We start from the raw sequence: 24,530 nt of genomic DNA, 5'->3' as shown, positions 1-24,530 counted from the left end.
GCACCATCGCCGAACACAGCACGGCCGTCCGGCCGGTTCGGCAGCAGGGCGCCGGGCACGACGAGGTGCGCGGCGGACATACTGGAGCCCGACCCACACGAACTTTTGTTGTGAGGAGTACCGCGAGACATGCCTATTGCCACCCCTGAGGTCTATGCCGAGATGCTGGACAAGGCCAAGCAGAACCGCTTCGCCTACCCAGCCATCAACGTCAGCTCCTCGCAGACGCTGATCGCCGCACTGCGCGGCTTCGCCGAGGCCGGATCGGACGGCATCGTCCAGGTCTCCACCGGCGGCGCGGAGTACCTGTCCGGTGCGACCGTGAAGGACATGGTGACCGGCTCGGTCGCCCTGGCCGCCTACGCGCACGAGGTCGCCAAGAACTACCCGGTGAACATCGCGCTGCACACCGACCACTGCCCGAAGGACAAGCTGGACGGCTTCGTCCGGCCGCTGCTGGAGATCTCCGCCGAGCGCGTCGCCCGCGGGGAGAACCCGCTGTTCCAGTCGCACATGTGGGACGGTTCCGCGGTGCCGCTGGACGAGAACCTGGAGATCGCCAAGGACCTGCTCGCCAAGGCTGCCGCCGCCCGGATCGTGCTGGAGATCGAGGTCGGTGTGGTCGGCGGCGAGGAGGACGGTGTCGCCAACGAGATCAACGAGAAGCTCTACACCACGGTCGAGGACGGCCTGGCCACGGTCGAGGCGCTCGGCACCGGCGAGAACGGCCGCTACCTGACCGCGCTCACCTTCGGCAACGTGCACGGCGTCTACAAGCCCGGCTCGGTCAAGCTGCGCCCGGAGATCCTCAAGGAGATCCAGGACGCGGTCGGCGCCAAGGTCGGCAAGGAGCGCCCGTTCGACCTGGTCTTCCACGGTGGATCCGGCTCGACCCTGGAGGAGATCCGGGCCGCGGTCGACAACGGCGTGATCAAGATGAACGTCGACACCGACACGCAGTACGCGTTCACCCGGCCGGCCGCCGGGCACATGTTCAACAACTACGACGGTGTGCTGAAGCTGGACGGCGAGGTCGGCAACAAGAAGGCCTACGACCCGCGCGCCTGGGGCAAGCTCGCCGAGGCGGGGATGGCCAAGCGGGTCGCCGAGGCCTGCGAGAGCCTCCGCTCCACCGGCACCTCCCTGAAGGCCTGAACCACGCTGTAGCGGTGATGGCCGCAGCAGCTGCCCGGAGTAGCTGTTGACGGATCGTCTTGAGCGGGCTCGTCGTCGATCGGACGGCGGGCCCGTTCGCTTTGTCCTGAGGTCAGCCGGGGATGTCGTCGCCATGGGGGGTCATCCGGGGATGTCGTGGTCGGAGGGCAGGGCGTAGTCGGGCTGCGTCGATCCGGTGCGGCGTCTTCGGTGGGAACGCGGGCTGCGGGTGGGATCGAAGATCCGGACGCCGGTACGGCGGGACGCCCGGGCGAAGGTGGCTCGGACGCGGTCGACGACGAGGGGTGGATCGTCGAGATCGGTCCAGGAGATCCAGCAGTATTCGAGCGGCTCGGGCTCGGTCGGGACACCGGGACGGGGCGCGAAGAAGCGCGTGGCCGTGTCGTCGAGGTAGTCGTCCGGAACCTGGCACCAGAAAGGTCGCCGGGGATCGAACTCCACCACGGTCCGCTCGTCGGGGAACCACAGCGCGCATCCGGTTTGGTCGACGTCGATCGCGGGCGGTGCGGACGTCGAAGGCGTGGGGAGGCCTGCCTCGGACAGGATCAGGCGCAGGCGTGATTCCGCGACCGAGGCGGATTCCGGCTGGGCTTGCGCGACGACTCGCTCCGCTTGGTCGATCCCCTCGACGAGCTGGCTCGCCGCCCGCTGGAGGGTTCTCGACGTGGCGATCCCCGCGGCGAGGGCGGCTTCGGCGACCACGACGCCCGGGACGAGCGGTGAGGTGGCGGCGACTTCGGCGACCGCTCGAGCTGGTGAGACCAGGCGCAGGTTGTTCCAGACCTGGACGCCCGGGCCGATCGGGTCGCGGACATGCCGGCACACCTCGTCCGCCCCGATCACGGCCCAGCTGTCGCGTGATCCGGCCGCGGCCTCGCTGGGCCGGTGGCCAGAGTGGGCCGTCCGGGTCGTGACGTGGATCTGGGTGAGATCGAGGCCCCAGAGTGGGAGGGCGTGCAGGGCGGCGGCTGACTGGTGGCTGGCGATCAGGCCGGGCTCGCCAGAGCGTAGTACTCGATGGAGGCCGCGGAGGTGGAGCATCTCGTCGGTGACGACGGCGAAGTCACGGTAGGGGGCGTAGGTGCCCGGCCGGATCCGGCGCCAGCCGCCGGAGTCCAGCAGGGAGTCGATGTCGGGGTCGGGGTAGCCGCAGGCACGCGCGTCGGCGCGGGTGAAGACGCCGCCGCGGATCGCGGTCATCACGCTGAGTTGTGGGTTCACACAGACAAGATGCAGTGATCAGCCGGCCCGAACCGCAGGAATCATCGGCGCTGTGGACAACCCCGCGGGATCATTCGCCGACCCGGAATTGGGCATGAAAAAAGCCCGTCATGTCTGTATGACGAGCTCGGCCCGGGTTGGAACCCAGGGTTGCCAGAGGAGCGGCATATTGGCCTCGCCGGGCGTCCTGTTGCCCTTCCGCTCATTACAGGCGGCATGGGCGGCGACCGCGTTCAGCCACTCGGTGCGGCCGCCCCTGGATCTGGGTTGAACATGGTCCATGGTGTCGGCGTTCTCCAGCCCGCAGTACGCGCAGCGGAACTTGTCCCGGCGGAGCACGCCGTGCTTGCTGTACTTCATCCGGCCGCCGGCGTAGCGCCAATGGGTGACCACGTAGCGGACCAGCCGCAGCACCCGTGGAACCGGAAAAGGGCCGATGGTCCGTTCGCCGTGCGCCTCTTCCACCACTGCGACCTCGCGGACCAGCATCCGGATGGCGTGCTGGATCGACACGGTGTGCAGTGGCTCGTACGACGCGTTCAGGACTATGACGCTCATCCGGTGCCTCCTTCCGGCCGTAGCTGGGAACCACGGCGGCTATCACGCAGGGTCTCAAGCATCCGTGGCCGATCGGTGAACGGTCAACGGATTTCGTCAGGCGGTCACGTGCCGGTTCGGCTGCGTGATCGGCGAAGATGTGGTCATGGAATTGAACAATCTGCTCAGCGGTCCACCCGAGACCTTACTCCCCGTGGACCCGGCGGCCGCGGAACTCGCCGCCGGGCTCGCTCCGGTCGAGGCCGCGGCCAAGTTCCCGACCTCGTCGCTGGCCTGGTCCCTGCTGGCCGAAGCGGCCTTCGCGGACGGCCGCACGATCGAGGCCTACGCCTACGCCCGGACCGGTTACCACCGGGGCCTGGACCTGCTCCGACGCAACGGCTGGAAGGGTCACGGCCCGGTTCCTTGGGAGCACGAGCCGAATCGCGGCTTCCTGCGCTGCCTGGCCGTCCTGGGCAAGGCCGCGGCCGCCATCGACGAGAAGGACGAAGCCGAACGCTGCACCACCTTCCTGCGCGACTCGTCGCCGACCGCAGCGGACGAGCTCAGCTGAAGCCTGCTGGTAGGGGCTGGCATGATCACGTCGGTGACCAGCCCCTACGCGCAGTCCGGATTTCGAGTTGGGTTCGACTGGGGGCCGGTCGGTGCCGCCGCGGTCCCTGGCAGCCTGGTCGCGGTGGTGGACGTGCTGTCCTTCACCACTGCGGTGACTGTCGCCGTCGACAACGACATTGACGTCCTGCCGTACCGCTGGCGTGACGAGACCGCGGTGGCCTTCGCCGAGGAGCAGGATGCCGTGCTCGCCGTCGGGCGATCGCGGCCGGGGATCACGCTGTCGCCCGTCACGATCCGGCAGGCCCAGGGAGTACGCCGACTGGTGCTGCCGTCGCCGAACGGGTCCACGATCTCCCAGCAGTTGAGCGACAGTGGTTCGACCGTGCTGGCTGTGTCATTGCGAAATCGGGCCGCGGCAGCCGAATGGGCCGCCGCCAAACTCGCCGAAGACCCAGCACTCACGGTGGTGGCGATCGCCGCGGGGGAGCGGTGGAAGGACGACTCGCTGCGTCCCGCCGTAGAGGATCTGTGGGGTGCAGGCGGCTTCCTCGCGGCACTCGCGTACCGAGACGTCGGCCCCTTGTCGCCCGAGGCGCGGGCCGCGGTCGCGGCGTACCGGGAGGTTGAGAAGGAGCTGCCGCGGCTGCTGCACGACTGCGCCGGCGGGCGGGAGCTCACGCAGTACGGGTTCGCCGAGGATGTCGCGATCGCGGCGGAGCTCGACCGCAGCCGCGTAGTACCGGTGCTGACAGATGGCGCCTTCAAAGCAGCGGCTGTGGACGCTACGTCGGCTCGGGCCAGAACGGCTCAGCGTGCTCCGCGGCAGCAGCGATCGCGGCACCGTCAAGCTCCGTACGGGTGAGCGGCACGCCCGCGAACGGCCACTCGATGACCAACGCGAATCGTTCCGCGGGCGGCAAGGGCCACAACCAGAACTCGCGGGAGGAGACGATCCGGTCGTCACCACCGCTCCCACCCCCGCCGCCGGCCTCGACCAGGACGGGCGGTTCGGGCGGAGTGGTCAGGTCCCAGGGCGGCCGTCCGCCGACGTTGGTCGCCTTCCGCCCATCCGCAAACTCAACTCCCACACGCAGCAGCTCAACCGGCAGCGCACCGCTGGCGAGGCCTCGACGTGAGATTGGGCGGCGGTGCTCAAAGAACACCGCGTTCAGGTCCCACCACTCGTCCTCAGTTTGATTCGTTCGCCGGCCAGCCAGCCGGAGCTCGAACGTGCAGCCCGTTGGATACGCCACCACATCGGCTAAGGCGATCGTCACAGACTCCGTGCGGGCAAGGATCCGGCTCTGCGCCACGGGCACGCCGAGCACGCTCTCGGGCGGCGCCTGCCATGCGGGCGGCTGGGGCTGCGGCCCTGGTGCGGGAGGCTGGGGAGCAGGAGGAGGCGGCTCGAAGAACGACATGACCGCAGGCTAGGCGGATCGACGGGCTGCGGGAACGGCGCACGGCGTTCCATCGCGCCTCGAACACCCACGTTCCTTAGCGGATGATGCCGCACGCGCCACTGGGAAGCCACACCGTTTAGCGGATCTGCCGCCGACCGTAAAGGTGCTGAACTGCCGATGTGCGTGAAGGTGTGCGGATCACCAGGTAACCGTGGGCCGGCACCGTCCTGGCGAGGCCCTGCGGAGCTGACGCTGCACACTTGATGTATGGGCCGGGAAGGTCGGGTCCGCCGACGTGCCGGGCGCCGTACCAACGTCGCCCTGCTGGTGCTGCTCGTGCTCGCGTTCGCCACCGGCTGGGCCGCGTTCGGCACGGGTACCACGACGCCCGGGTGGATCGTCACGGTGCTGCACGGCGCGGCGGGTCTGGCGCTGGTGCTGCTCGTACCGTGGAAGTCGCTGATCGTGCGGCGGAGCAGGGCATTCCGGTCGGCTTCCTGGCGTGCGGCTGCCGGCCTCGTCCTCGGGGTTCTCGTCGCCGTATCGCTTCTCGCGGGCGTCGTGCACGTTCTCGGCGGCTTCCGGACCTACGCAGGTCTCACCCCGATGCAGGTGCATGTGGGTGCCGCGGTGCTTGCGGTGCCGTTCGCTGTCCTGCACGTGCTCCGGCACCCGCAGCGGCCGCGGCGCACGGACCTGTCCCGGCGCACCCTGCTCCGCGCGCTCTGGCTCGGCGGAGGTGCGGCTGCGGCATACGTCGCCGTGGAAGGTGTCGCCCGTGGGCTCTCGTTGCCGGGGCAGGATCGCCGGGTGACCGGCTCGCACGAGGTCGGCTCGGATCGTCCGGAGGCGATGCCGGTCACGCAGTGGGCCCTGGATGCTGTGCCCAGGGTCGACGTTGCCATCTGGCGGCTGCGTGTCGAGGTGGCGGGTCGGCAGATGGCCGAACTCGACCGCGACGCGTTGCTGGCCATGGCCACCGACGAAATGGAGGCGGTGCTCGACTGCACCGGCGGCTGGTACGCCGACCAGCGCTGGCGCGGGGTGCGGCTGGACCGGTTGCTGCCGGCATCGCTCCCGCCGGACGCACGCAGCGTCGTCGTGGTCTCCGTTACCGGGTACGCGCGGCGCCTGCCGCTGCGGGACGTACCGTTCCTGCTCATCGCAACGCATGTCGCCGACCGGCCGCTATCGATCGGGCATGGTGCGCCGGCCCGGCTCGTCGCGCCGGGCCGACGGGGCTTCTGGTGGGTCAAATGGTTGGACCGCGTGGTCGTCGATACCCGGCCGTGGTGGTGGCAGCCGCCGTTCCCGTTGCAGTGACTTGGCCGATTGATCAGTCAGTCTCCCCCGCGAAGCTGACTGCGAAGCCACCACGCAGATGCGCCAACGCCGCCGCAATCTGGAGGTCGGAGCGGCGTTGGGTCAATAGGTGCGGCGGCTGGAGAAGCCGGGACCCAACTTGTCCGTGCCGTAGCCGATCAACGAACCCGTCCCGGTCTGGGAGGATGACCGACGTGGCCGAGCGTGTCTGGTTCCCGAGCACGAGCGGGCCCAAGCTGGCCGGTGTGGTCGACCACCCGGCAGCCCCGGTCCGTGGCTGGGGCGTGTTCTCGCACGGCTTCACCCTTGGCAAGGAGAGCCCCGCCGCCAGCCGGATCTGCAAGCAGTTGGCCAGCGAGGGCATCGGGATGCTCCGCTTCGACAATGTCGGGCTCGGCGATTCCGAGGGCGACTGGGGCGACGGGTCCTTTTCCCACAAGGTCGCCGACACCGCCCAGGCGGTGCGATTCATGAACGAGTCGGGGCGCGAGGTGCGGCTGGTCGTGGGGCACTCCTTCGGCGGCGCGGCAGTGATCGCCGCGGCCCACCACGTCGACTCGGTGCGCGCGGTGGTGAGCATAGGCGCGCCCTACCAGCCTGGACACGTCGAGCACAACTACGACGCGCTCGTGGAACGGTGCCTCGCCGACGGTGAGGCACCGTTCCTGATCGGCGGCAAGGCGCTGACCCTCCGCCGACACTTCATCGAGGACGTGCGCGCGGCGGACCTGCACGAGCAGATTCGCACGCTGCACCGGGCGCTGCTGGTGATGCATTCACCGACCGACAACACCGTCGGCATCGCGAATGCGAGCGAGATCTTCCGGGCGGCCCGGCATCCGCGCAGTTTCGTGTCGCTGGAGGGCGCCGATCACCTGCTGACCGGGCGCAACCAGGCGAAGCGCGCGGCCCGCATCATCAGCGCCTGGGCCGACCCCTACCTGGCCGACCAGTGACAGTCAGCCGCGCTGCCTCTCACGACGTGATGCTTACTCGGTCCCTACCGGCAGCAACAGCCGGTGCACAGGCCACCGTCATCACTCCCTGGCACGAGGCCGATGATCTCGCATCGGGCGCAGAAACACATCCAGCGCCGGATAGCGTCGCAGAACGTCCGCTCGTGCTGCGGAGCTCTCTTCAATGCCGCCAAGTTCAGTAAACAAAGACGCCGCACGGTAGACTGAGCGCGTCATCATCGACCCCGAGTTTCTGCCCGGTGACAGAGCCGGCAGGCGGCGCGCGTCCCCGCTTCCTGCCAACACTGGACGGTTGTAGGCGGCATCGACGGACCGGCACAGCAGGACGCCCACGGTCAGGTCACCGCCCCGCCAGGCAGCGGAAGGCTCTACCGTGCCGGCACTCACCGGACGGATCACCGCGCCCTTCACCACCTACAGCGTCGTACTACGCACGCCTGGCGCATGGAAGTTCTACCTGGCCTCGGCCCCCGCCCGCATCGGCATCGCCATGACCGGCCTCGGCATCGTCTGGCTCATTCATGGCGCGACCGGATCGTACGCCGCGGCCGGCAGCGTGACGGGTGGTTTCGCGGTCGCCGAAGCCCTCGCGGGACCACAGATAGCGCGCCTGATCGACAGATTCGGCCAGACGCGGATGCTGCCGATCACGTTGCTCGCCCACGCGGCCGCGGTCGCCCTCCTGATCGGTCTAACGGTGTCGGCCCAACCACTGTGGATGCTGGTCGCAGCAGCAGTCGTCACCGGCGGCTCGCTCCCACAACTAGGAGCGCAGACCTCCGCCCGCTGGTCCCACGCACTCTGTGGTACGCCGCTACTGTCGCCGGCCTTCGCCCTGGAGTCACTGAGTACCGGCGTTGCCTTCATGGTCGGCCCGGCCCTCATCGGAACGGTCAGCTCCCTCGGAACCCCGGTCGCCGGCTCTGTCCTCGCAACCACACTGGTCCTGGCCGGCGGATTCTCACTGGCCCTGCAACGCCGTACTGCGCCTCCACCGACCACGGCCGATCAACGTCAGAGCTCGGCAGGCCTGCTCCGTAAGGGTTTCCTCGCACTGGCCACCACGAACATCGGTGTCGGCCTGTTCTTCGGGAGCATGCAGGTCTCGGTGACAGCGTTCGCCGTCGACCGGGGTACGCCGTCGCTGGCCGGGCCGCTGTACAGCATCACCAGTTTGGTCAGTCTGTTCGCCGGATTCGCCTACGGAGCAAGGCGTTGGCGGTTGCTTCCACCCACGCAGTTCGTCCTGGCGCTCGTCTTCCTCGGCGTGTCCACCGTGCCGCTGCTCGTCGTGGATTCCCCTTGGGCTGTTGGGATTGCGTTGGCCGTGCCGGGGATCGCGTTGGCGCCATTCCAGGTGTTGTCTGCCGTGCTGGCGGAGGCGGAGGTCGAGTCCGCAGTACTGACTCAGGCCTTCACCTGGCTCAACTCCGGCAGCGCCGCGGGGATCGCCCTCGGCGCTGCCTTCGCGGGTCGAGTTGTGGACGCACAGTCGCCGCACTACGGCTTCGCGCTCGCGCTGCTGGCCACACTGGTCGCCACTGCGATGGCACTGGTGGTCAGGAACGCGATCGGAGGACCGTCCAGCCCAGCAAGGCGAACAGCAGCATCCATACGGTGATCACGAGCCGCCCGAGCCAGAACGGACCGAAGAGGCCCGGGGTCAATGGAACGAACACGTAGACGCCCAGGGCGAGTGGCAGCCACCGCTGCCAACCCGTCCACTGCCGCGCCCGCAGCACTGCGATCCCCGCGATGATCAGGAACACGCCGATGCCCGTCGAGGTCACGCCGTACAGGGCCTCGATGGTGTCGGTCCGCGGGCTCGGGTACGGCGAATCCTTGGCGCTGATCGCTACGAGTTCCGTCACGCCCAGGCCGAGCATCCACAGCACACTGCCTCCGACGCCGATCCGGCCGATCCGGCCGCGGCCGGCGGCGCCGGAGATCCACAGTGCCGCGATCAGCACGGCGATGCAAACGTGTTGCACGAAGAAGAAGCTCTGGATCAGCGTGAACCCCGAAGCGGTGAAGGGGTAGCTGAACCGGTCGTCACTGACGGCGGCCGGGTAGACGATCAGCAGGATCCCCGACGCCGCGCCTAGCAGGCCCGCCCACAGGCCGATGGTCCCCGCGGTTCGGTGGTACGACGAACCGGCGGGGCTGAACGTTGTTGCGCTTGAAGTGCTCACGGTGTGTCCCCCCACATCCGTTGTGGAAAAGTATTAAGGTATACCTGAAATTCAGGTTTACCTTAGGATCTTCATGCCGTCAACGGATCAGCAGCGCCGGGCCAACACGATCGCGATGCTCGGACAGGCGTACAGCCTGCTCGGCTTCCGGATCGTCGACGGCGTCGTCGGCGCGGGCTACCCGCAGAAGCCGTCGCACTCGGCGGTCTTCGCGCAGATCAAGCGCGAGGGCTCCCGCCTGACCGACCTGGCTCGCGGCGCCAACATGACCCCGCAGTCGATGAGCGAAGTGGTTGCCGAACTCATCGACCTCGGCTACGTCGAACGCCGCCCCGACCCGACCGACGGCCGCGCCAAACTCATCGTCCTCACCGCCCGCGGCCACGCCTGCATCGACGCCGGCGAAGCCACCATCCAGGACCTGGAAGCAGATATCACCACGCTCCTAGGCAAACAAGGCCACAACCAACTCCGAACCCTGCTCACAAAACTGCTAGCGACCGCCGCACGGGATCCGCATGATCGGCCCGAGTGATGACCACGACCGGTCCGTTTATCCACAGGTGTGCTGACTTGGCGTACTTTTGTCGGCGGTTCCTGCCACACTGCGTAAGCAAGGGACGAGCTTCATCGTTGCAGCGACTGACGAGGCTCGCGAGCGGACTGGACAGCTGGCTGGCCGATGCGTCCGGCGACGCTCGGACGACGTTCATGATCTGAGCAGCTCAAAGATTGCGGCGAAGCTTCCAAGTGCCACTGCGAGCATCGTCAACGTTATCGCTCCGTAAAGGAGCCTAAACTTCCTCCTGGCCCACCCGGCCTTTCCATGAATGGATCGAGCCGCGTCGTCACTGAACGAGACGGTCGTGGCACCCATCACCTTGGCGATGTAGGCCTCGGCCGACGAGTTTGCTATAGAAGGGAAGTTGGTCAGACCCCGGCCGGCCACATCCGGACGGACCAAATTCGCCCGGCTGGGCAGTATTGTCCATAGCGCGAGAAACAGAGCGCCAACGAGCGCCGCGCAGGAGATGCCCGCCAAGACCACAGCGGGACGACTCAACGATTCAAGGCCGAACTGCTCAGACGTCGATACCGCGAGCAGGGACGCCAACAGGATCGAATCCGCCGTGAACAGCAGGCCGGCCTTCGTGTCGCCAAAAGCCACCTGGCCCTCGATGTGGTCCATGAGCCACTGAAGTGTCTCGAGATTTGTCCGCGCGGACGAGGGCTCTTCGTTCGTCCCCATAGGCTCGGGCTGTTCATTCATCCGCGCGCCTCCACTCTCATCGGCGTCGAGGTGGCCCACACGCACCACAAACGCCCTTCTCGCTTCAGCGAGCTCGGCCGTGCCCACGCTGGGTTGAGGTTATGGACGGCTACCCGCTGTGCGCCGATGACCAATGCAAGCGGTGCTTGCAGACGGAGCGGGTCGGCCACGTGCTGCCAGCGTCCATCCGGCACGGCCTCACAGGCAAGGCTCGGTCAGCGCCTGACTCTGGTGGTTTGAGGGTTCTCCAGACATGCGAAAGGCCGCGACGAACTGAGTTGCACAGGTCGGCTGGGGTCGTTCGGTGTCCGGTATTGGCCACGGCGGATCGGGCTGCTGGCGATCGCGAGCCGTTGTTTGGGTGCGGCTCTCGTGATACTCATCTCGCACCTTCAGGAGAACGCTTTCCAACACGGATCGCGAACCTCGCGACGAAGCGCTGAGAAGACCCCGTCCATTGCCTGTCACGGAGCCCGATGATGACTTCGCCTGCCCTGCGATCGCCTGGTCGCAGACCTCGCAAACTACTGGCCGCGCTCCTTTCGCTGGTTCTCGCCGGCGCGCTGGTCCAACCGGTCACAGCCACGGCGCTGCCGACCGTGGACTCCCCCTATCGCTTCGACTTCGGCACCCAGAGCAGTCCGGTCGCCGACGGCTACACCGGTGTCGCCGAGGTGGGCTACAGCGCCGACCTCGGCTATGGCTTCGCCGATCCGGCCAAGGTGACGGCGGTGGACCGTGGCACCACCGACCCCCTCCGGAGTGACTTCGTGGCGGTCGCCGGTACGTCGTTCCTCGTGGATCTGCCGAACGGCGACTACACCGTGGCGCTGGTGGCCGGTGACGCCACCGAGGCCAGCGAGATCGCCATCACCGCCGAGAAGATGGCCAAGGTGCAGCTGACGGCCAAGCCGGCCGGTGAGTACCTGACCATGACGTTCCCCATCTCGCTCGTCGACGGTCAGCTGAACCTCGACTTCAGCGGTACCGCGGCCAAGATCAACTCCTTCGTCATCACCCGCCAGCCGACCCGGACGGCCGGGGCCAAGCCGACCGCCTTCCTGGCCGGCGACTCGACCGTGCAGACCTACGACCCCGGATTCGCGCCGCAGGCTGGCTGGGGGCAGATGCTGGACCGGTACCTCACCGACGACGTGCTCGTCGTGAACAAGGCGATCGGCGGCCGGAGCTCGAAGAACTTCATCAGCCAAGGCCGGTTGGATGAGATCCTGCGGGTGATCCGGCCGGCCGACTACCTGCTCATCCAGTTCGGTCACAACGACGCCACCCAAGGCGTCGACGACCGGTACGCCTCGCCGGCCGACTACAAGGAATACCTGCGGACGTACGTGCATGGGACCCGCCAGCGCGGTGCCGTCCCAGTCCTGGTGACACCGGTGTCGCGGCGCAGCTTCGACCCGGTGACAGGGAAGTTCAACGTCAGCTTCCCGGAGTACGTCGCCAAGATGATCGAACTTGCGGCCGAGGAGGATGTCGACCTGGTGGACCTGTCGGCGTCGAGCCGGGCGTACCTCGACGAGATCGGGCCGGAGGCGGCGAAGGCGGTGTTCCTGCACGTCGATCCGGGCGTCTATCCCGGCCGGCCGAACGGCACCGTCGACGACACGCACTTCCAGGAGTACGGCGCCATCCAGATGGCCCGGCTGGTCGCGACGGACGTGGCGCAACTGGAGATCCCACTGGCGGCCGAGGTGGTCGAGGTCGAGCCGCCCGCGACCGTTCCGGCGGCACCGACGAGCCTGATGGCGAGCAGCATCTCCAATGCGGGCGCTGTCCTGAGGTGGACCGCGCCCGAAGGTGCCGACATCTACCGCATCTATCGCAAGACCGCCTCAGCCCCGGATACGGCGTACGCGCTGGTCGGTACGACGACGGCCGCGAGCTCGGTCGTGCAGGGTCTGGCCGAGGGGGAGAGCTACTCGTACCGGATCGGTGCGGTGAACGGCCGGGGTGAGTCCGAACCGTCTGCCGCGATCACCTTCACCACGAAGCGGGCCCTGTACAAATTCGACTTCGGCCCGGTCGGTGCTCCGGTGGTCGCCGGGTACACCGAGGTCAACCGCACCATGACCTACTCGGCGGGTCGGGGATTCGGGTTCACCCAGCCGCCCGAGGCGCTGGCCGACCGGGACCGCGGCAGTACGGCGGGGGTGCCCAACGACCTGCAGCGCGACTTCGTCCTCTCGGCGAGCCCGTTCGAGTTCAAGCTGGACCTACCGAACGGCACGTACATGGTCAAGACCTACAGCGGCGACTGGATCGGCACCAGCCGGACCGACTTCGCCATCGAGGGACGCCCGGCCGGCAACGGGAACGCCGGTAGGGCGGCCGTGACCGAGCGGCTGCACGGCCCGATCCTTGTCACCGACGGTCAGCTGAATGTCGTGGTCAGCGGTACGGGAGCGCGGCTGAACGGGATCGAGGTGACGCCGCTCCTGGTCGCCCCGACGGGTCTGGCGGTCGAGTCGGTCGATCCGCACGCGAGCCCGGCGACCAGCACCGTCCAGTGGAACGCGGCGACCGACGCGGTCAGCTACCGGATCTACCGGCAGGGCGTTGGCGATGCGGAGCCCGTCAAGCTGGCCGAGCAGACCGATCGTCTGTACGTCGACAGCACCGTGACCGCCGGCCTCGCGTACTCGTACCAGGTCACCGCGGTCGACAACACCGGCCTCGAATCGGTGCCTTCCACACCGGTCACGGCCTCGGTCGTCGACCCATCCGTTCCCGTGCCGCCGGTGCCGACCCAGCTCCAGTTGCAGGACATCGACAAGAACGAACTCACGTTGCACTGGCAAAAGGTGTACGAGGCAACGACCTATCTCGTCTCCCGCGCCGAGACCGAGGACGGGAACTACCAGATAGTGGGCCAGACGTCGGAGAAGTCCTTCACCGACAAGGAAGTGCTCACTACGATCAAGTACTTCTACAAGGTGTCGGCCGTCAACGCAGGCGGTGTGTCCGCACTGTCCAAGGCACTTGTCACCCCGGCCGTTACGGTATTGAAGCGCCAGGCGGAGTACCTGGACCGCGCCCCGTCCGCCGTACCGACCGCCGACGGCAAGGTGCTGGTCGGCTGGCGGTTGCTGGGGACCGACAAGCCTTCCATCGGGTTCAACGTCTACCGGGACGGCGTCCGACTCAACCCCAAGCCGATCAAGAACTCGACCAACTACCTCGACGCAAGCGGTACGACGAGCTCCCGCTACCGCGTAACGGCCATCGACGACGAGCAGGAGCAGCAGGCGACACCGGAGTTCGGCACCTGGGCCGGGAACCACTTCTCCGTGCCGCTCGACAAGCCCGCCGACGACTACACCTTGGACGGCCAGCCCTACAGCTACAGCGCGGGCGATGCCAGTGTGGGTGACGTCGACGGCGACGGCAGCTACGAGATCATCCAGTTGTGGTCGCCGTCCAACAGCAAGGACAACTCGCAGGCCGGCTACACCGGCCTCGTGTACGTCGACGCGTACAAGCTGGACGGGACGAAGCTCTGGCGGATCAACCTCGGCCCGAACATCAGAGCCGGCGCGCATTACACGCAGTTCCAGGTGTTCGACCTCGACGGTGACGGCCGGGCCGAGGTGACCATGCGCACCGCGGACGGTACGACGGACGCGGCGGGCACGGTCATCGGCGACCCCAACGCCGACCATCGCAACAGTGCCGGGTACGTCCTGGCCGGGCCGGAGTTCCTCACCGTCTTCGAGGGACTGACCGGCAAGATCATGGACACCGTCGACTACACCCCGCCCCGCGGTGATGTCGGATCGTGGGGTGACACCTACGGCAACCGAGTCGACCGATTCCTGGCCGGCGTCGCCTACCTGGATGGCGAGCACCCGAGCGTTGTGTTCAGTCGCGGTTACTACACCCGTACCGTGCTCGCCGCCTACGACCTGGTGGACCGGAAGCTCCAGCGGCGCTGGGTCTTCGACACCAACGACAAGGGCAGCGAAGGTGGCTACGGGATGGGCAACCACAACTTCGCGGTCGCCGATGTGGATGCCGACGGCAAGGACGAGGTCGTCTTCGGATCCATGACCGTCGATGACGACGGGTCGCTGCTCTACAGCACCGGCCTCGGTCACGGCGACGCCCTGCACGTCAGCGACCTGATCCCGGCCCGACCCGGGTTGGAGGCGTTCGCGGCGCACGAGGACATGGGCCGCAGCGGCAATCGTGGTGCGACCATGCGGGATGCCCGGACCGGCGCGATCATCTGGGACATCCCGGCCGACCGCGACACCGGCCGGGCCGCGGCGGGCGACATCGACCCCAGGCACCCGGGTGCCGAAGGGTGGGCGGTCGGTGGGGACGCCGCCTGGAACTCACCGGTCGGCCAGCTGAAGTCGTCCACCGGTGAGCTGTTGTCGACCACGATCCCAGCGGCCAACTTCCTGGCCTGGTGGGATGGTGACCCGCTGCGGGAGATCGTCGATCACGCCTGGAACACCAGCACGCTGAGCGGGACACCGACGATCAGCAAGTGGAACTGGGAGACCAGCACCGTCGGTGTGCTGCTCTCGGATCCGGGGGCACGCTCCAACAACGGCACCAAGGGAACTCCGGCGATCCAGGCCGATCTCTTCGGCGACTGGCGGGAGGAGATCGCCTGGCGCAGCGCGGACAGCTCCGAGCTGCGGATCTACAGCACGCCGTACGAGACCGATCGGCGCCTGCACACGTTGATGCACGATCCGGTCTACCGCCTCGGGGTGGCGTGGCAGAACACGGCGTACAACCAGCCACCGCAGGTGAGCTTCTTCATCGGTCAGGACATGGCGCAGCCGAAGCCGCCGAGCATCGTCTACACCGGTGGGCGGAGCACACCGTAGCTCAGTAGAGGGCGGTCTGGCGTTCGGCCTGGGTGCGCGCTGCGTACTCGGCCGGCGTCAGGCCGATCTGGTCTTTGAATTCCCGGGTGAAGTGGGCCTGGTCGAAGTAGCCGAGGGCGACGGCCAGGTCGGCGAGTTCGGCGGTGTCGCCGCGGGCCAGGAGTTCGGCGCCGTCGTGCAGGCGGTAGCGGCGCAGTACCCACTTGGGGCCGACGCCGACGTACCGGCGGAAGAGGCGTTGGAGGGTGCGGATGGGGATGTCGTAGCGGTCGGTCAGCTGGTCGACGCGGGTGATGGACCGGTCGTCGGCCATCGCGGTGACGATCTCCCGGACCAGCTCGTACTGCGGGTCGGCGGGCACCAGGTGATCCTTGAGGTACGCCTCGATCACGGCTCGGCGGCGGACATCGGATTCCTCAGCGAAGACCAGGTCCGCCAGTCGGTCGGCGTCCGCGAACACCTCGGTCAGCGGGAGCCGCTGGTCCCGGAACGCGGCGACGTCCCGGCCGGTCACGGCGCCGAATCCGCCGGCCCAGAACTTCACCCCGAAGCACCGGCCGCGGCCGATCAGTTCGCGTTCGAACTTCTTGGTGCAGACGCCGTTGAGGAACGCGCCGCCGGGTTGCTCGAAGGTGACGTTGACGCTCGGATACGGCAGCACCTCCGCGACGTACGGCTGCTGCAGGTCCCACTCGACGATCCAGTACCACTCGACGAACCGGCCGACCGCGGGGCCGGGCGCGAGCCGGTTCAGGGTGCGGTGCCGGGCCTGTTCCCGCGGGTGCAGGATGCCCTTCTCGCTGTCCGGGGGTTGGGTCACGTTCGGCTGTCGCTTTCTTACAAGACCGGGGGTCTGGGTGCGGCGAAGACTGCGGGTATGACGACGACCAACACGGGCAGAAATTTATCAGTGCGGCCCATCCCCGACGGTTATCACTCGCTCACCCCGTACCTGGCGGTCTCGGACGGACCGAAGGCGATCGAGTTCTACCAGCGGGTGTTCGGGGCCGAGGTGATCAGCCGGCAGGACCTGCCGGACGGGCGGGTCGGGCAGGTCGAGCTGAAGTTCGGGAACTCGATGCTGCAGCTGAGCGACGAGATGCCGCAGATCGGGCTGCGCGCGCCGAACGGCGAGTGGGTGCACTCGTCGCTGGTGCACTACGTGCCGGATGTGGACGCGACCTTCGCGAAGGCGGTCGAGGCGGGCGCGACGCCGGTGGAACAGGTGCAGACGTTCATGACGGGCGACCGGTACGGGACGGTGATCGACCCGTTCGGGCATCGGTGGGCGATCCTGACCAAGGTCGAGGACGTGTCCCGCGAGGAGGCGGATCGCCGGGTGAAGGAGTGGCTGGCGTCGAACCCGGAGGAGCTGGGGAAGACGGAGTAGCTGGGGGCATAAGGAAGCGGCCCGCCGGAACCGTCCCCTGCGGCAGTTTCGGCGGGCCGCTGACTAAGAGTGTGCACGTGATCACGCAGATTGGCAACCCCGTCGGAGACGAAGAGTGCCCGGATCGTCACGTGTCGCACAACTGTCTCCACCAGTGACGTGGTAGCGACGTGGTAGATCCTTGGTCCGGTAGGCTTTGGTCGCAAGAGCCTGGATGCGGCGCCGGATGAATGTTCGGTGAACGTCTCCGGGCTTCACCGTTTCCAGCGACCGGCCGCGCACGGCAACGGAGCGTCGGCCGACGCGCCTGAAGAGGAGGGCTGAGATGCCCGCAATCGTGCTCGTCGGCGCCCAGTGGGGCGATGAGGGCAAGGGTAAAGCGACCGATCTGCTCGGCAACACCGGGGCCGTGATCGACTACGTGGTGAAGTTCAACGGCGGCAACAACGCCGGCCACACGGTTGTCATCGGCACCGAGAAGTACGCGCTGCACCTGCTGCCGAGCGGGATCCTGACCCCCGGAGTGACGCCCGTCATCGGCAACGGGGTGGTGGTCGATCTGAACGTGCTGTTCGAGGAGCTGGACGCGTTGCAGGCCCGCGGCGTCGACACGTCGCGCCTGGTGGTCAGCGCGAGCGCGCACCTGATCCCGCCGTACAACCGGACCCTCGACAAGGTGACCGAGCGATTCCTCGGCAGCCGCAAGATCGGCACCACCGGGCGCGGCATCGGCCCGACGTACGCGGACAAGATGAACCGGATCGGGATCCGGGTCCAGGACCTGTACGACGAGAAGATCCTCGAGCAGAAGGTGACCGGCGCGCTGGAGCTGAAGAACCAGTTGCTGGTGAAGGTCTACAACCGGCGCGCGGTGGAGATCTCCGAGGTCGTCGACGAGCTGCTCGGGTACGCCGACCGGTTGAAGCCGATGGTCGCGGACACGAGCCTGCTGCTGAACAACGCCCTCGACGCGGGCAAGACGGTGCTGATGGAGGCCGGCCAGGCGACGCTTCTCGACGTCGACCACGGCACCTACCCGTTCGTCACGTCGTCGAACGCGATCTCGGCCGGCGCCTGCACGGGTTCGGGCATCCCGCCGACCCGGATCGATCGCGTGATGGCCGTCGTCAAGGCGTACACCACGCGCGTCGGCGAGGGCCCGTTCCCGACCGAACTGCTGGACGCCGACGGCGAGTGGCTGCGGCAACAGGGCTTCGAGTTCGGTACGACGACCGGTCGGCCCCGTCGCTGCGGCTGGTACGACTCCGTCATCGCCCGGTACGCCGCGCGCGTGAACGGCGTCTCCGACTTCGTCCTGACCAAACTGGACACGCTCACCGGCCGCGAGAAGATTCCGGTCTGCATCGCGTACGACGTACACGGGGTCCGGCACGACGAGATGCCGATGACCCAGACCGACTTCCACCACGCGGTTCCGGTGTACGAAGAGCTCGACGGCTGGGACGACGACATCACCGGCTGCCGCACCTTCGAGGACCTGCCGAAGAACGCCCAGACCTACGTCCGCGCAGTCGAGTCGATGAGCGGCGCCCCCATCTCCGCCGTCGGAGTAGGCCCCGAACGCACCCAAATGGTCATCCTCGACAACCGCATCTGAGATCTGGCGGAGGCCTGCCCGGGAGCTTGAACAACAAACCGGGACCTTGGACCTGCTGCAGCTTGTTCAGGCCCACCGTTTCTTGTTCAAGCTCCCCGCTTCTTGTCAGCCCGCTGAGGCTGGTGGGTCAGCGGCTGAGACCAGCCCTCAGCGGCCGGGATCCTGCTGTCAGCGGCCGAGACCCAACCATCAGTTGCCGAGGAAGGGGAGGTCTCGGAGGATGGGGAGGTCTCGGAGGGTGTCGAGGGTGGGGCGGTTGGGGAGATCGGGCAGGCGGAAGGCGTCGCCGAGAGGGGTCCAGTCGGGGCCGGTCGCGTAGGCGGTGACGGCGAGGAACGCGGTGACGCCGAGCAGGGCCAGGGTCGCGAGGGCGCTCAGCCAGCTCGGGCGGAACGCGGCGCGCAGGCCGGCTTGGGCGCCGCGGCGGAGGGAGGCGCCGCCGGGGCCGACCCATGCGGTCAGGAGGCCGATGAAGGCGCCTGCGCCGACACTCACCGCCTCGAGTGGCGCCCAGCTGAAGCCGTAGGCGAGGGCGAGGACCAGCGTGGTCATGCCGCCCGCGATAAAGCCGACGATGAGCGGGATGATCGCGCACGGGAGAGTGATGAGCGCGGCACTCACCAGGTGAACAGGGCTCGCCGCAACGGCCACGAGGCCGTCGGATCGGCCGGGACCGCCACGGACTGTCCGGCGACGGAGGAGCGCAGTACTGGACTTGTCGACCATGCGGGCCAGTACGACCAGGGCCGTGGCGACCAGGATCCCGGCGACCGGCAGGAGCGCGGTCAGCGCCGCTAGTGCCAACAGCACCGTGAACAGCAGGCCACCCCGCGAGGGCTGCAGATGCGGCGGCAGCTTCTCCTTCTGCTTGCCCTCGTACTGCGGCTGCGCGGGCACCGGGTGGTTCGTCGGCGCCTGGTAGTTGTCCGGCCGGTAGTTGTCGGGCTGGTAGTTATCGGGCTGGTAGTTCGTCGGCTGGTAGTTGGCCGGCGCGTGGTAGTTCGCGGGGGTCTGGTAGGTGACGGGGTAGTTCGCCGGTGGTGGCGAGGCGTACCCAGGGCCCGCAGGCGGACCGCCCAGCCCGGGAGGCGGCGCGGCCTGGTACGGCAATGGCATGGCGGCGGGTGCGGCTGCGTTCGGCGCCGGGCTGTACGTGGCGGGGTGCACCGGCATCGCCTTCGCCTGCATGCGTTCGGCCTTCTGCTGGGCGGCCACGTCGCGCAGCTTGTCCCGCAGCGGCGCGAACGCGGACAGCGGCGGAATCACCGATGGCACCAGCTGCGCCACCTCGACCGGATCCGGCTCCATAGACACCGACCCGGCGTCCTCCGGCATCACCCGGGTCATCAGCGCGGTCGGCGGATTCACCACCACGGTCGGCCCGGTGCCGTGCTGCGTGACCAGGGCGTCCCGGCCCTCGGCGTACCGGTTCAGGCCGGTCATGATCTCCTGCTGCGTGGGGCGGTCCCGGCGATCGGGGGCTAGGGCAGCGGCGAGTAGTGGCTTCAGTCGCGGGTCCAGGCCCTCCAGGTCGGCCTTGCCGCTCCGGACGCGGTGCAGCACGATCTCGAACGGCCCCTTGCCGAACGGCCGGCGCCCGGTGGCCGCGAAGGCGACCGTGGCCGCCCAGCCCCACCAGTCGGCCGACTCGGACACCATCTCGCCTTCGATCAACTCCGGCGCGAGGTAGCCCGGCGTACCGATCACCAGGCCGGTCTGGGTCAGCCGCAGGTCGTCGGCGGCCTGGGCGATGCCGAAGTCGATCATCACCGGCTTGCCGTTGAACATCATCACGTTGCCGGGCTTGAGGTCGCGGTGGATCACGCCGGCCCGGTGGATCGCCTGCAGCGACTCGGCGAGGCAGCCGGCCGTCGGCAGCCAGCGCTGTGGGGTCAGCGGGCCGCGCTCGTCCACCTGTTCGTCGAGCGGTCGGCCGGGGATGAAACGGGTCACCAGGTACGGGCGGTCGGCCTGCAGGTCGTAGTCGACGATCCCGGCGACGCCCGGGTGGCTCACCTTCTTCAGGGTGGTCGCCTCACGTTCCAGGCGTGCCCGGGCGGTCGGGTCGTGCGCGACGTGCGGCCGCAGCACCTTCAGTGCGACCTCTTTGTGGTCGGGCCCTTCGGCCAGGTAGACGACACCCATGCCGCCCTGGCCCAACTGCCGCACCAGCCGGTACGGCCCCACCCGCTCCTCCACCTCCGTCACCGCGGCGGCGACCTCCGTGGGTACGGAAGGTTCCTCCGTCGGCGGAGAAGGGAGTCCCCCGGTTCCTGACATGCCATCTACGGTACGTCGGCACCGGCCCACATAACCCGGGTCGAAGGGATGACCTCAACCGGTCACCGTCCGGCCGCGCACTGTTCGTCACGGGTGGCCAGATTCTGCTGAAGGTGGGCTGCTTGGCCACTGGTGGTGAGTCAGGCCGGACCGGTTGGGTTGGCGTATGCGAATCGAAATGCTGGTCTTCGACGGTGTGGACGAGATGGACGTGATGGGGCCGTTCGAGGTGTGGAGCCTCGCTGCTGGGCGGTCGGACCTCGAGGTGGCGCTGGTCGGGCTGGACGGGCCGGTCGAGGTGACTGGCATGCACGGGCTGCAGTTCAAGGCGCCTGAGGGACTCGGTACGCCGAACGCGGTATTCGTGCCCGGAGGTGGATGGCTCAACCGAGCCGAACGTGGTTCGTGGGCCGAGGCGCGGCGCGGGGTGCTTCCGGCGCGGCTGGCCGAGCTGGGTCCCCGGCTCGACTGGGTCGGTTCGGTCTGCACCGGGTCGATGCTGCTCGCCGAAGCCGGGCTGGTGAAGGGCCGTCCCGCGACGACCAACCGGAATGCCTGGGACGAGTTCGAGGCATTCGGGCCGGTGCTGAAGAAGAACCGGGTGGTGGACGACGGCAACCTCGTCACGGCCGGTGGGATCACGGCCGGTATCGACCTGGCGCTCCGCATCGTCGAACGAGAGCTCTCGCCCGAGCTCGCCGACCGGATCGCCAGGTCGATGGAGTACACCCGCGACGGGGACATCTACCTAAGCTGACCGCGCACAGCTGATCGGCCCGGTCAGCGGCTGAGCTCGGGGTAGAGGTTGGCCAGGTCGCCGGACAACGCCGCCTTCGCGCCGCGGGCGGTGGCGTCGGCGAGGACCTCGTGGGCGCCGGACTCGACACCGTCAAGTGCGACCTTGGCGATGTCGGCGGGCTTCTCCTTCGGGTCGGTGACAGCGGCGACCAGGTCGGTATCGACGTAGCCCATGTGCAGGCCGGTGACGCCGATCCCGCGATCGAGGAGTTCGAGCCGGATCGCGTTCGTCTGGGACCAGAGCGCGGCCTTCGTCGCGGCGTAGGAGCCGCCGCGGGCGACCCAGGACAGGGCCGAGTGCATGTTCAGGATGTGGCCGCCGCCGTTGCGCTCGATCACCGGGGCGAACGCGCGGGTCAGCTTCAGCGGGCCGTAGAAGTTGATCTCGAACACTTGCCGGATGTCCTCCAGGGAGGCATCCAGGTAGGTGGCCGGCGAGATGACGCCGGCGTTGTTGACCAGCACGGTGACATCCGGCGCGGCCGCGACCAGGGCGTCGATGGAGGCCTGATCGGTCACCTCGAGCGGTAGCGTCACCACCCGCGGGTCGGTGCTCGGCTTCGGGTCGCGGGCGGTCGCGTAGACCTTCCGGACGCCGCGGGTGAGCAAGTCGTCGACGATCGCCTTGCCGATACCGCGGTTGCCGCCGGTGACGAGTGCGACGGCGCCTTCGAGGGTGGTCATGAAGAACTCCAAGTCCTGGAAACCGAGCTGTTTCCATGGAGCGTAGACCGATCGGTTTCGATTCTCAAATCGAGCCGGTACGCTCGGTCCCATGACGACCTCGGCGACACCCCGTGATCGATTGCTGGATGCGGCGGGCGAACTCTTCCGCCGCGACGGCGTGGGCATCGGCGTGGACGCGCTGTGCAAGGCGGCGGGGGTCTCGAAGAAGTCGATGTACCAGCTGTTCCGCTCCAAGGACGAGGTGATCGCCGAGAGCCTGGCGAGCCGCGGGCCGGACTACCAGGTGATGTTGCTGCCCAGCCCGGAGCAGGAGTTGTCCAACCGGGCCCGGATCTTGACGGTCTTCGAGCGGCAGGACCAGCTGGTGGCCGGCGGTGACTACCTGGGTTGCCCGTTGGTGAGCACCGCGATCGAGCTGAAGAACCCCGAGCATCCGGGCAGTGTGGTCGCGCGGCACTTCAAGCAGCAGCTGACCGACTTCTTCCGGTCGGAGCTGATCGCCGCCGGCGCCGAGGATCCGGACACCCTGGCCGTCCAGCTGACCATGGTGTTCGACGGTGCGAGCGCCCGGGCTGTCGTGCGGGCCCAGAAGCTCTCCGGTGCCGGTGTGCAGCTGGCAGCCGGCCTCCTCGACGCCGCCGGAGTGCGAGACGGCGTACTGGCGGGCCACGCGCGCTAGTACCGGGCTGGGCGGCGGCTGCGGTCGCGTGCCCCGGGACAGCGCCTGCCCGGTCGTGACGGAGGGTAGTTCCAGAGCTGCCACGACGAGAGTTCCGAGAGGCCGGATGGTGCCGTCGTTGGGTGGCACTCGGCCTCGTTTTGTTCCACTGTGATGGGACAAATCGGCAGTCTGTTCCAGTCGTGGTTCCGGAACCGCCCACATATTGACGTGCTCACCGTGTGTCGTCAAACTTTCGCAAAGACCCTGCGGTAGTGGGGGAATCGCAGTGTCCGACCGCCCCGAGGACAGGACATCCGCCCATGCGAAAGACAACCATCCTGGTGGCCGCGGCGTGCGCCGCACTGGTCACCGGAACGCTCAGCAGCCCCGCGCTCGCAGTACCGAAACCAGCAGGACAGCAGCCCAATGCCGTGCAGGCGCCGGCCACATTCACACATCCAGGGGTCGGGGTCAGCCGGCCGCAGTTGGATTTCGTCCGGGCCAAGGTGCAGGCCGGCGCCCAGCCTTGGACCAACGCGTTCAACCAGGCCAGGGACAGTAAGTACGGATCACTCAGCCGTACGCCGACCCCGCGCGCCGTGGTCGAGTGTGGTCCGTATTCGAACCCGAACCTCGGTTGCACCAACGAACGCGAGGACGCGATCGCGGCGTACACGGATGCGGTGCTCTGGTACGTCACCCGCGACGATCGCTATGCGCAGAAGGCGATCCAGCTGATGGACGCGTGGTCGGCGACGATCCGCGACCACACCAACAGCAACGCGCCGCTGCAGACCGCGTGGGCCGCGTCGTCCTGGCCGAAGGCGGCCGAGATCATCAAGCACGCTTACGGCAACTGGCCGAACGCGGGCCGGTTCGGGACGATGCTGCGGAACGTCTACCTGCCGGAGATCTACAACGGCTCGAACTCCAACGGCAACTGGGAACTCAGCATGACCGAGGCGATCCAGGGCATCGGTGTGTTCCTGGACGACAAGGCCGTGTACGACCAGGCGATCTCGTTGTTCCGGGTCCGGACGCCCGCGTTCGTCTATCTCGAGTCCGACGGCGCGCTGCCGAAGACGAAGCCGAGCCAGAACCTCAACACCCGCGACAAGATCATCGCGTACTGGCACGGCCAGACCACGTTCGTGAATGGCCTGACCCAGGAGACCTGCCGCGACTTCACCCACACCGGCTACGGGATCTCCGCGATCTCGCACGTGCTGGAGACGTCCCGGATCCAGGGCATCGACCTGTACGGTGAATTCGGCGAGCGGCTGCGGCACGCCCTCGGGTTCCAGTCCCGCTGGGAGCGCAACCTGGAGCCGGTCCCATCCTGGCTCTGTAATGGCAGTATCCATCGCGGTCTCGGGCCGATCACCGAGGTCGGCTACAACGCCTTGCACACCAGGCTCGGCATCGCCATGACGAACACCCAGGCCCTCACCGAGTCCCGCCGCCCCGCCGGCTCCAACAACCTCTTCGTAGCCTTCGAAACCCTGACGCACGCAGAAAACCCCAGCTGACCCCATCGCTTGCGTCCGAGGAACCGTGGC

Annotated in this window: 21 protein-coding genes; 13 read left to right on the top strand and 8 right to left on the bottom strand. The window is 68.0% G+C overall.

The features are described 5' to 3' along the window. Positions 1-129 precede the first annotated feature (129 nt). Positions 130-1,155 (top strand): class II fructose-bisphosphate aldolase, encoded by a 1,026-nt coding sequence (gene fbaA, locus EV643_RS01290; RefSeq protein ID WP_133798059.1) that lies wholly within the window; start codon positions 130-132, stop codon positions 1,153-1,155. Positions 1,156-1,296: 141 nt separating this feature from the next. On the opposite strand, the gene EV643_RS01285 is transcribed toward fbaA, so the two are convergent. After that, complete coding sequence (locus tag EV643_RS01285) at positions 1,297-2,397, bottom strand: type IV toxin-antitoxin system AbiEi family antitoxin domain-containing protein (protein ID WP_238165275.1); 1,101 nt, start codon at positions 2,395-2,397, stop codon at positions 1,297-1,299. A 108-nt stretch (positions 2,398-2,505) separates the two neighbouring features. Continuing rightward, entirely contained in the window at positions 2,506-2,955 is a 450-nt protein-coding gene (locus EV643_RS01280; protein ID WP_133798058.1) for an HNH endonuclease, read from the bottom strand. Between the two features lie 145 nt (positions 2,956-3,100). Between EV643_RS01280 and EV643_RS01275 the strand changes: the two genes are divergently transcribed. Continuing rightward, a complete protein-coding gene (locus tag EV643_RS01275) occupies positions 3,101-3,508 on the top strand; it encodes a DUF3151 domain-containing protein (RefSeq protein ID WP_133798057.1) in 408 nt (135 codons plus the stop codon). 21 nt (positions 3,509-3,529) lie between these two features. Next, complete coding sequence (locus EV643_RS01270) at positions 3,530-4,372, top strand: 2-phosphosulfolactate phosphatase (RefSeq protein ID WP_166665277.1); 843 nt, start codon at positions 3,530-3,532, stop codon at positions 4,370-4,372. Here the strand turns inward: EV643_RS01270 and EV643_RS01265 are convergent. After that, the gene (locus EV643_RS01265; protein ID WP_133798056.1) at positions 4,293-4,598 is read right to left on the bottom strand and encodes a hypothetical protein; all 306 of its coding nucleotides are present in this window, start codon (positions 4,596-4,598) and stop codon (positions 4,293-4,295) included. The genes EV643_RS01270 and EV643_RS01265 overlap by 80 nt on opposite strands. 582 nt (positions 4,599-5,180) lie before the next feature. Here EV643_RS01265 and EV643_RS01260 point away from each other — a divergent pair. From EV643_RS01260 to EV643_RS01250, 3 genes are all read left to right on the top strand, one after another. Continuing rightward, positions 5,181-6,236 carry a molybdopterin-dependent oxidoreductase gene (locus tag EV643_RS01260; protein WP_133798055.1) on the top strand — a complete coding sequence of 352 codons (1,056 nt, stop codon included), beginning with the start codon at positions 5,181-5,183 and terminating at the stop codon, positions 6,234-6,236. 185 nt (positions 6,237-6,421) lie between these two features. Then, complete coding sequence (locus EV643_RS01255; protein ID WP_238165274.1) at positions 6,422-7,192, top strand: alpha/beta hydrolase family protein; 771 nt, start codon at positions 6,422-6,424, stop codon at positions 7,190-7,192. 394 nt (positions 7,193-7,586) lie between these two features. Further along, positions 7,587-8,834, top strand: coding sequence for an MFS transporter (locus EV643_RS01250; protein WP_133798053.1), 1,248 nt, complete (start codon positions 7,587-7,589; stop codon positions 8,832-8,834). On the opposite strand, the gene EV643_RS01245 is transcribed toward EV643_RS01250, so the two are convergent. Next, on the bottom strand, positions 8,773-9,405 hold the full coding sequence (locus tag EV643_RS01245) for a hypothetical protein (protein WP_133798052.1): 633 nt from the start codon (positions 9,403-9,405) through the stop codon (positions 8,773-8,775). The genes EV643_RS01250 and EV643_RS01245 overlap by 62 nt on opposite strands. A gap of 73 nt (positions 9,406-9,478) precedes the next feature. Between EV643_RS01245 and EV643_RS01240 the strand changes: the two genes are divergently transcribed. After that, entirely contained in the window at positions 9,479-9,940 is a 462-nt protein-coding gene (locus tag EV643_RS01240) for a MarR family winged helix-turn-helix transcriptional regulator (protein ID WP_133798051.1), read from the top strand. A gap of 174 nt (positions 9,941-10,114) precedes the next feature. Here EV643_RS01240 and EV643_RS01235 read toward each other — a convergent pair whose 3' ends face one another. Next, a complete protein-coding gene (locus EV643_RS01235; RefSeq protein ID WP_133798050.1) occupies positions 10,115-10,762 on the bottom strand; it encodes a Pycsar system effector family protein in 648 nt (215 codons plus the stop codon). 392 nt (positions 10,763-11,154) lie between these two features. Here EV643_RS01235 and EV643_RS01230 point away from each other — a divergent pair, with 392 nt between their 5' ends. Next, the gene (locus tag EV643_RS01230) at positions 11,155-15,537 is read left to right on the top strand and encodes a rhamnogalacturonan lyase family protein (RefSeq protein WP_238165273.1); all 4,383 of its coding nucleotides are present in this window, start codon (positions 11,155-11,157) and stop codon (positions 15,535-15,537) included. Between the two features lies 1 nt (position 15,538). On the opposite strand, the gene EV643_RS01225 is transcribed toward EV643_RS01230, so the two are convergent. Next, complete coding sequence (locus EV643_RS01225; RefSeq protein WP_133798048.1) at positions 15,539-16,357, bottom strand: AraC family transcriptional regulator; 819 nt, start codon at positions 16,355-16,357, stop codon at positions 15,539-15,541. Positions 16,358-16,447: 90 nt separating this feature from the next. Between EV643_RS01225 and EV643_RS01220 the strand changes: the two genes are divergently transcribed. Continuing rightward, positions 16,448-16,927: a VOC family protein gene (locus tag EV643_RS01220; RefSeq protein ID WP_238165272.1), complete on the top strand. Its 480-nt coding sequence runs from the start codon at positions 16,448-16,450 to the stop codon at positions 16,925-16,927. 325 nt (positions 16,928-17,252) lie between these two features. Continuing rightward, entirely contained in the window at positions 17,253-18,545 is a 1,293-nt protein-coding gene (locus EV643_RS01215) for an adenylosuccinate synthase (protein WP_133798046.1), read from the top strand. Positions 18,546-18,734: 189 nt separating this feature from the next. Here EV643_RS01215 and EV643_RS01210 read toward each other — a convergent pair whose 3' ends face one another. Then, positions 18,735-20,825, bottom strand: a complete 2,091-nt coding sequence (locus tag EV643_RS01210; protein WP_133798045.1) for a serine/threonine-protein kinase — start codon at positions 20,823-20,825, stop codon at positions 18,735-18,737. A 166-nt stretch (positions 20,826-20,991) separates the two neighbouring features. On the opposite strand from EV643_RS01210, the gene EV643_RS01205 reads away from it, so the two are divergent. Beyond that, on the top strand, positions 20,992-21,582 hold the full coding sequence (locus tag EV643_RS01205; RefSeq protein ID WP_133798044.1) for a DJ-1/PfpI family protein: 591 nt from the start codon (positions 20,992-20,994) through the stop codon (positions 21,580-21,582). Between the two features lie 23 nt (positions 21,583-21,605). Here EV643_RS01205 and EV643_RS01200 read toward each other — a convergent pair whose 3' ends face one another. Beyond that, the gene (locus EV643_RS01200; protein ID WP_133798043.1) at positions 21,606-22,307 is read right to left on the bottom strand and encodes an SDR family oxidoreductase; all 702 of its coding nucleotides are present in this window, start codon (positions 22,305-22,307) and stop codon (positions 21,606-21,608) included. A gap of 91 nt (positions 22,308-22,398) precedes the next feature. Between EV643_RS01200 and EV643_RS01195 the strand changes: the two genes are divergently transcribed. Further along, entirely contained in the window at positions 22,399-22,989 is a 591-nt protein-coding gene (locus EV643_RS01195) for a TetR/AcrR family transcriptional regulator (protein ID WP_133798042.1), read from the top strand. A 302-nt stretch (positions 22,990-23,291) separates the two neighbouring features. Beyond that, a complete protein-coding gene (locus EV643_RS01190) occupies positions 23,292-24,500 on the top strand; it encodes an alginate lyase family protein (protein ID WP_133798041.1) in 1,209 nt (402 codons plus the stop codon). The last annotated feature ends 30 nt before the right edge of the window (positions 24,501-24,530 follow it).

This window comes from Kribbella caucasensis (assembly GCF_004361855.1).
Lineage (GTDB): Bacteria > Actinomycetota > Actinomycetes > Propionibacteriales > Kribbellaceae > Kribbella > Kribbella caucasensis.
Note: the sequence above shows the minus strand (reverse complement) of the source record. Positions and strands in the feature narration are given on the sequence as shown.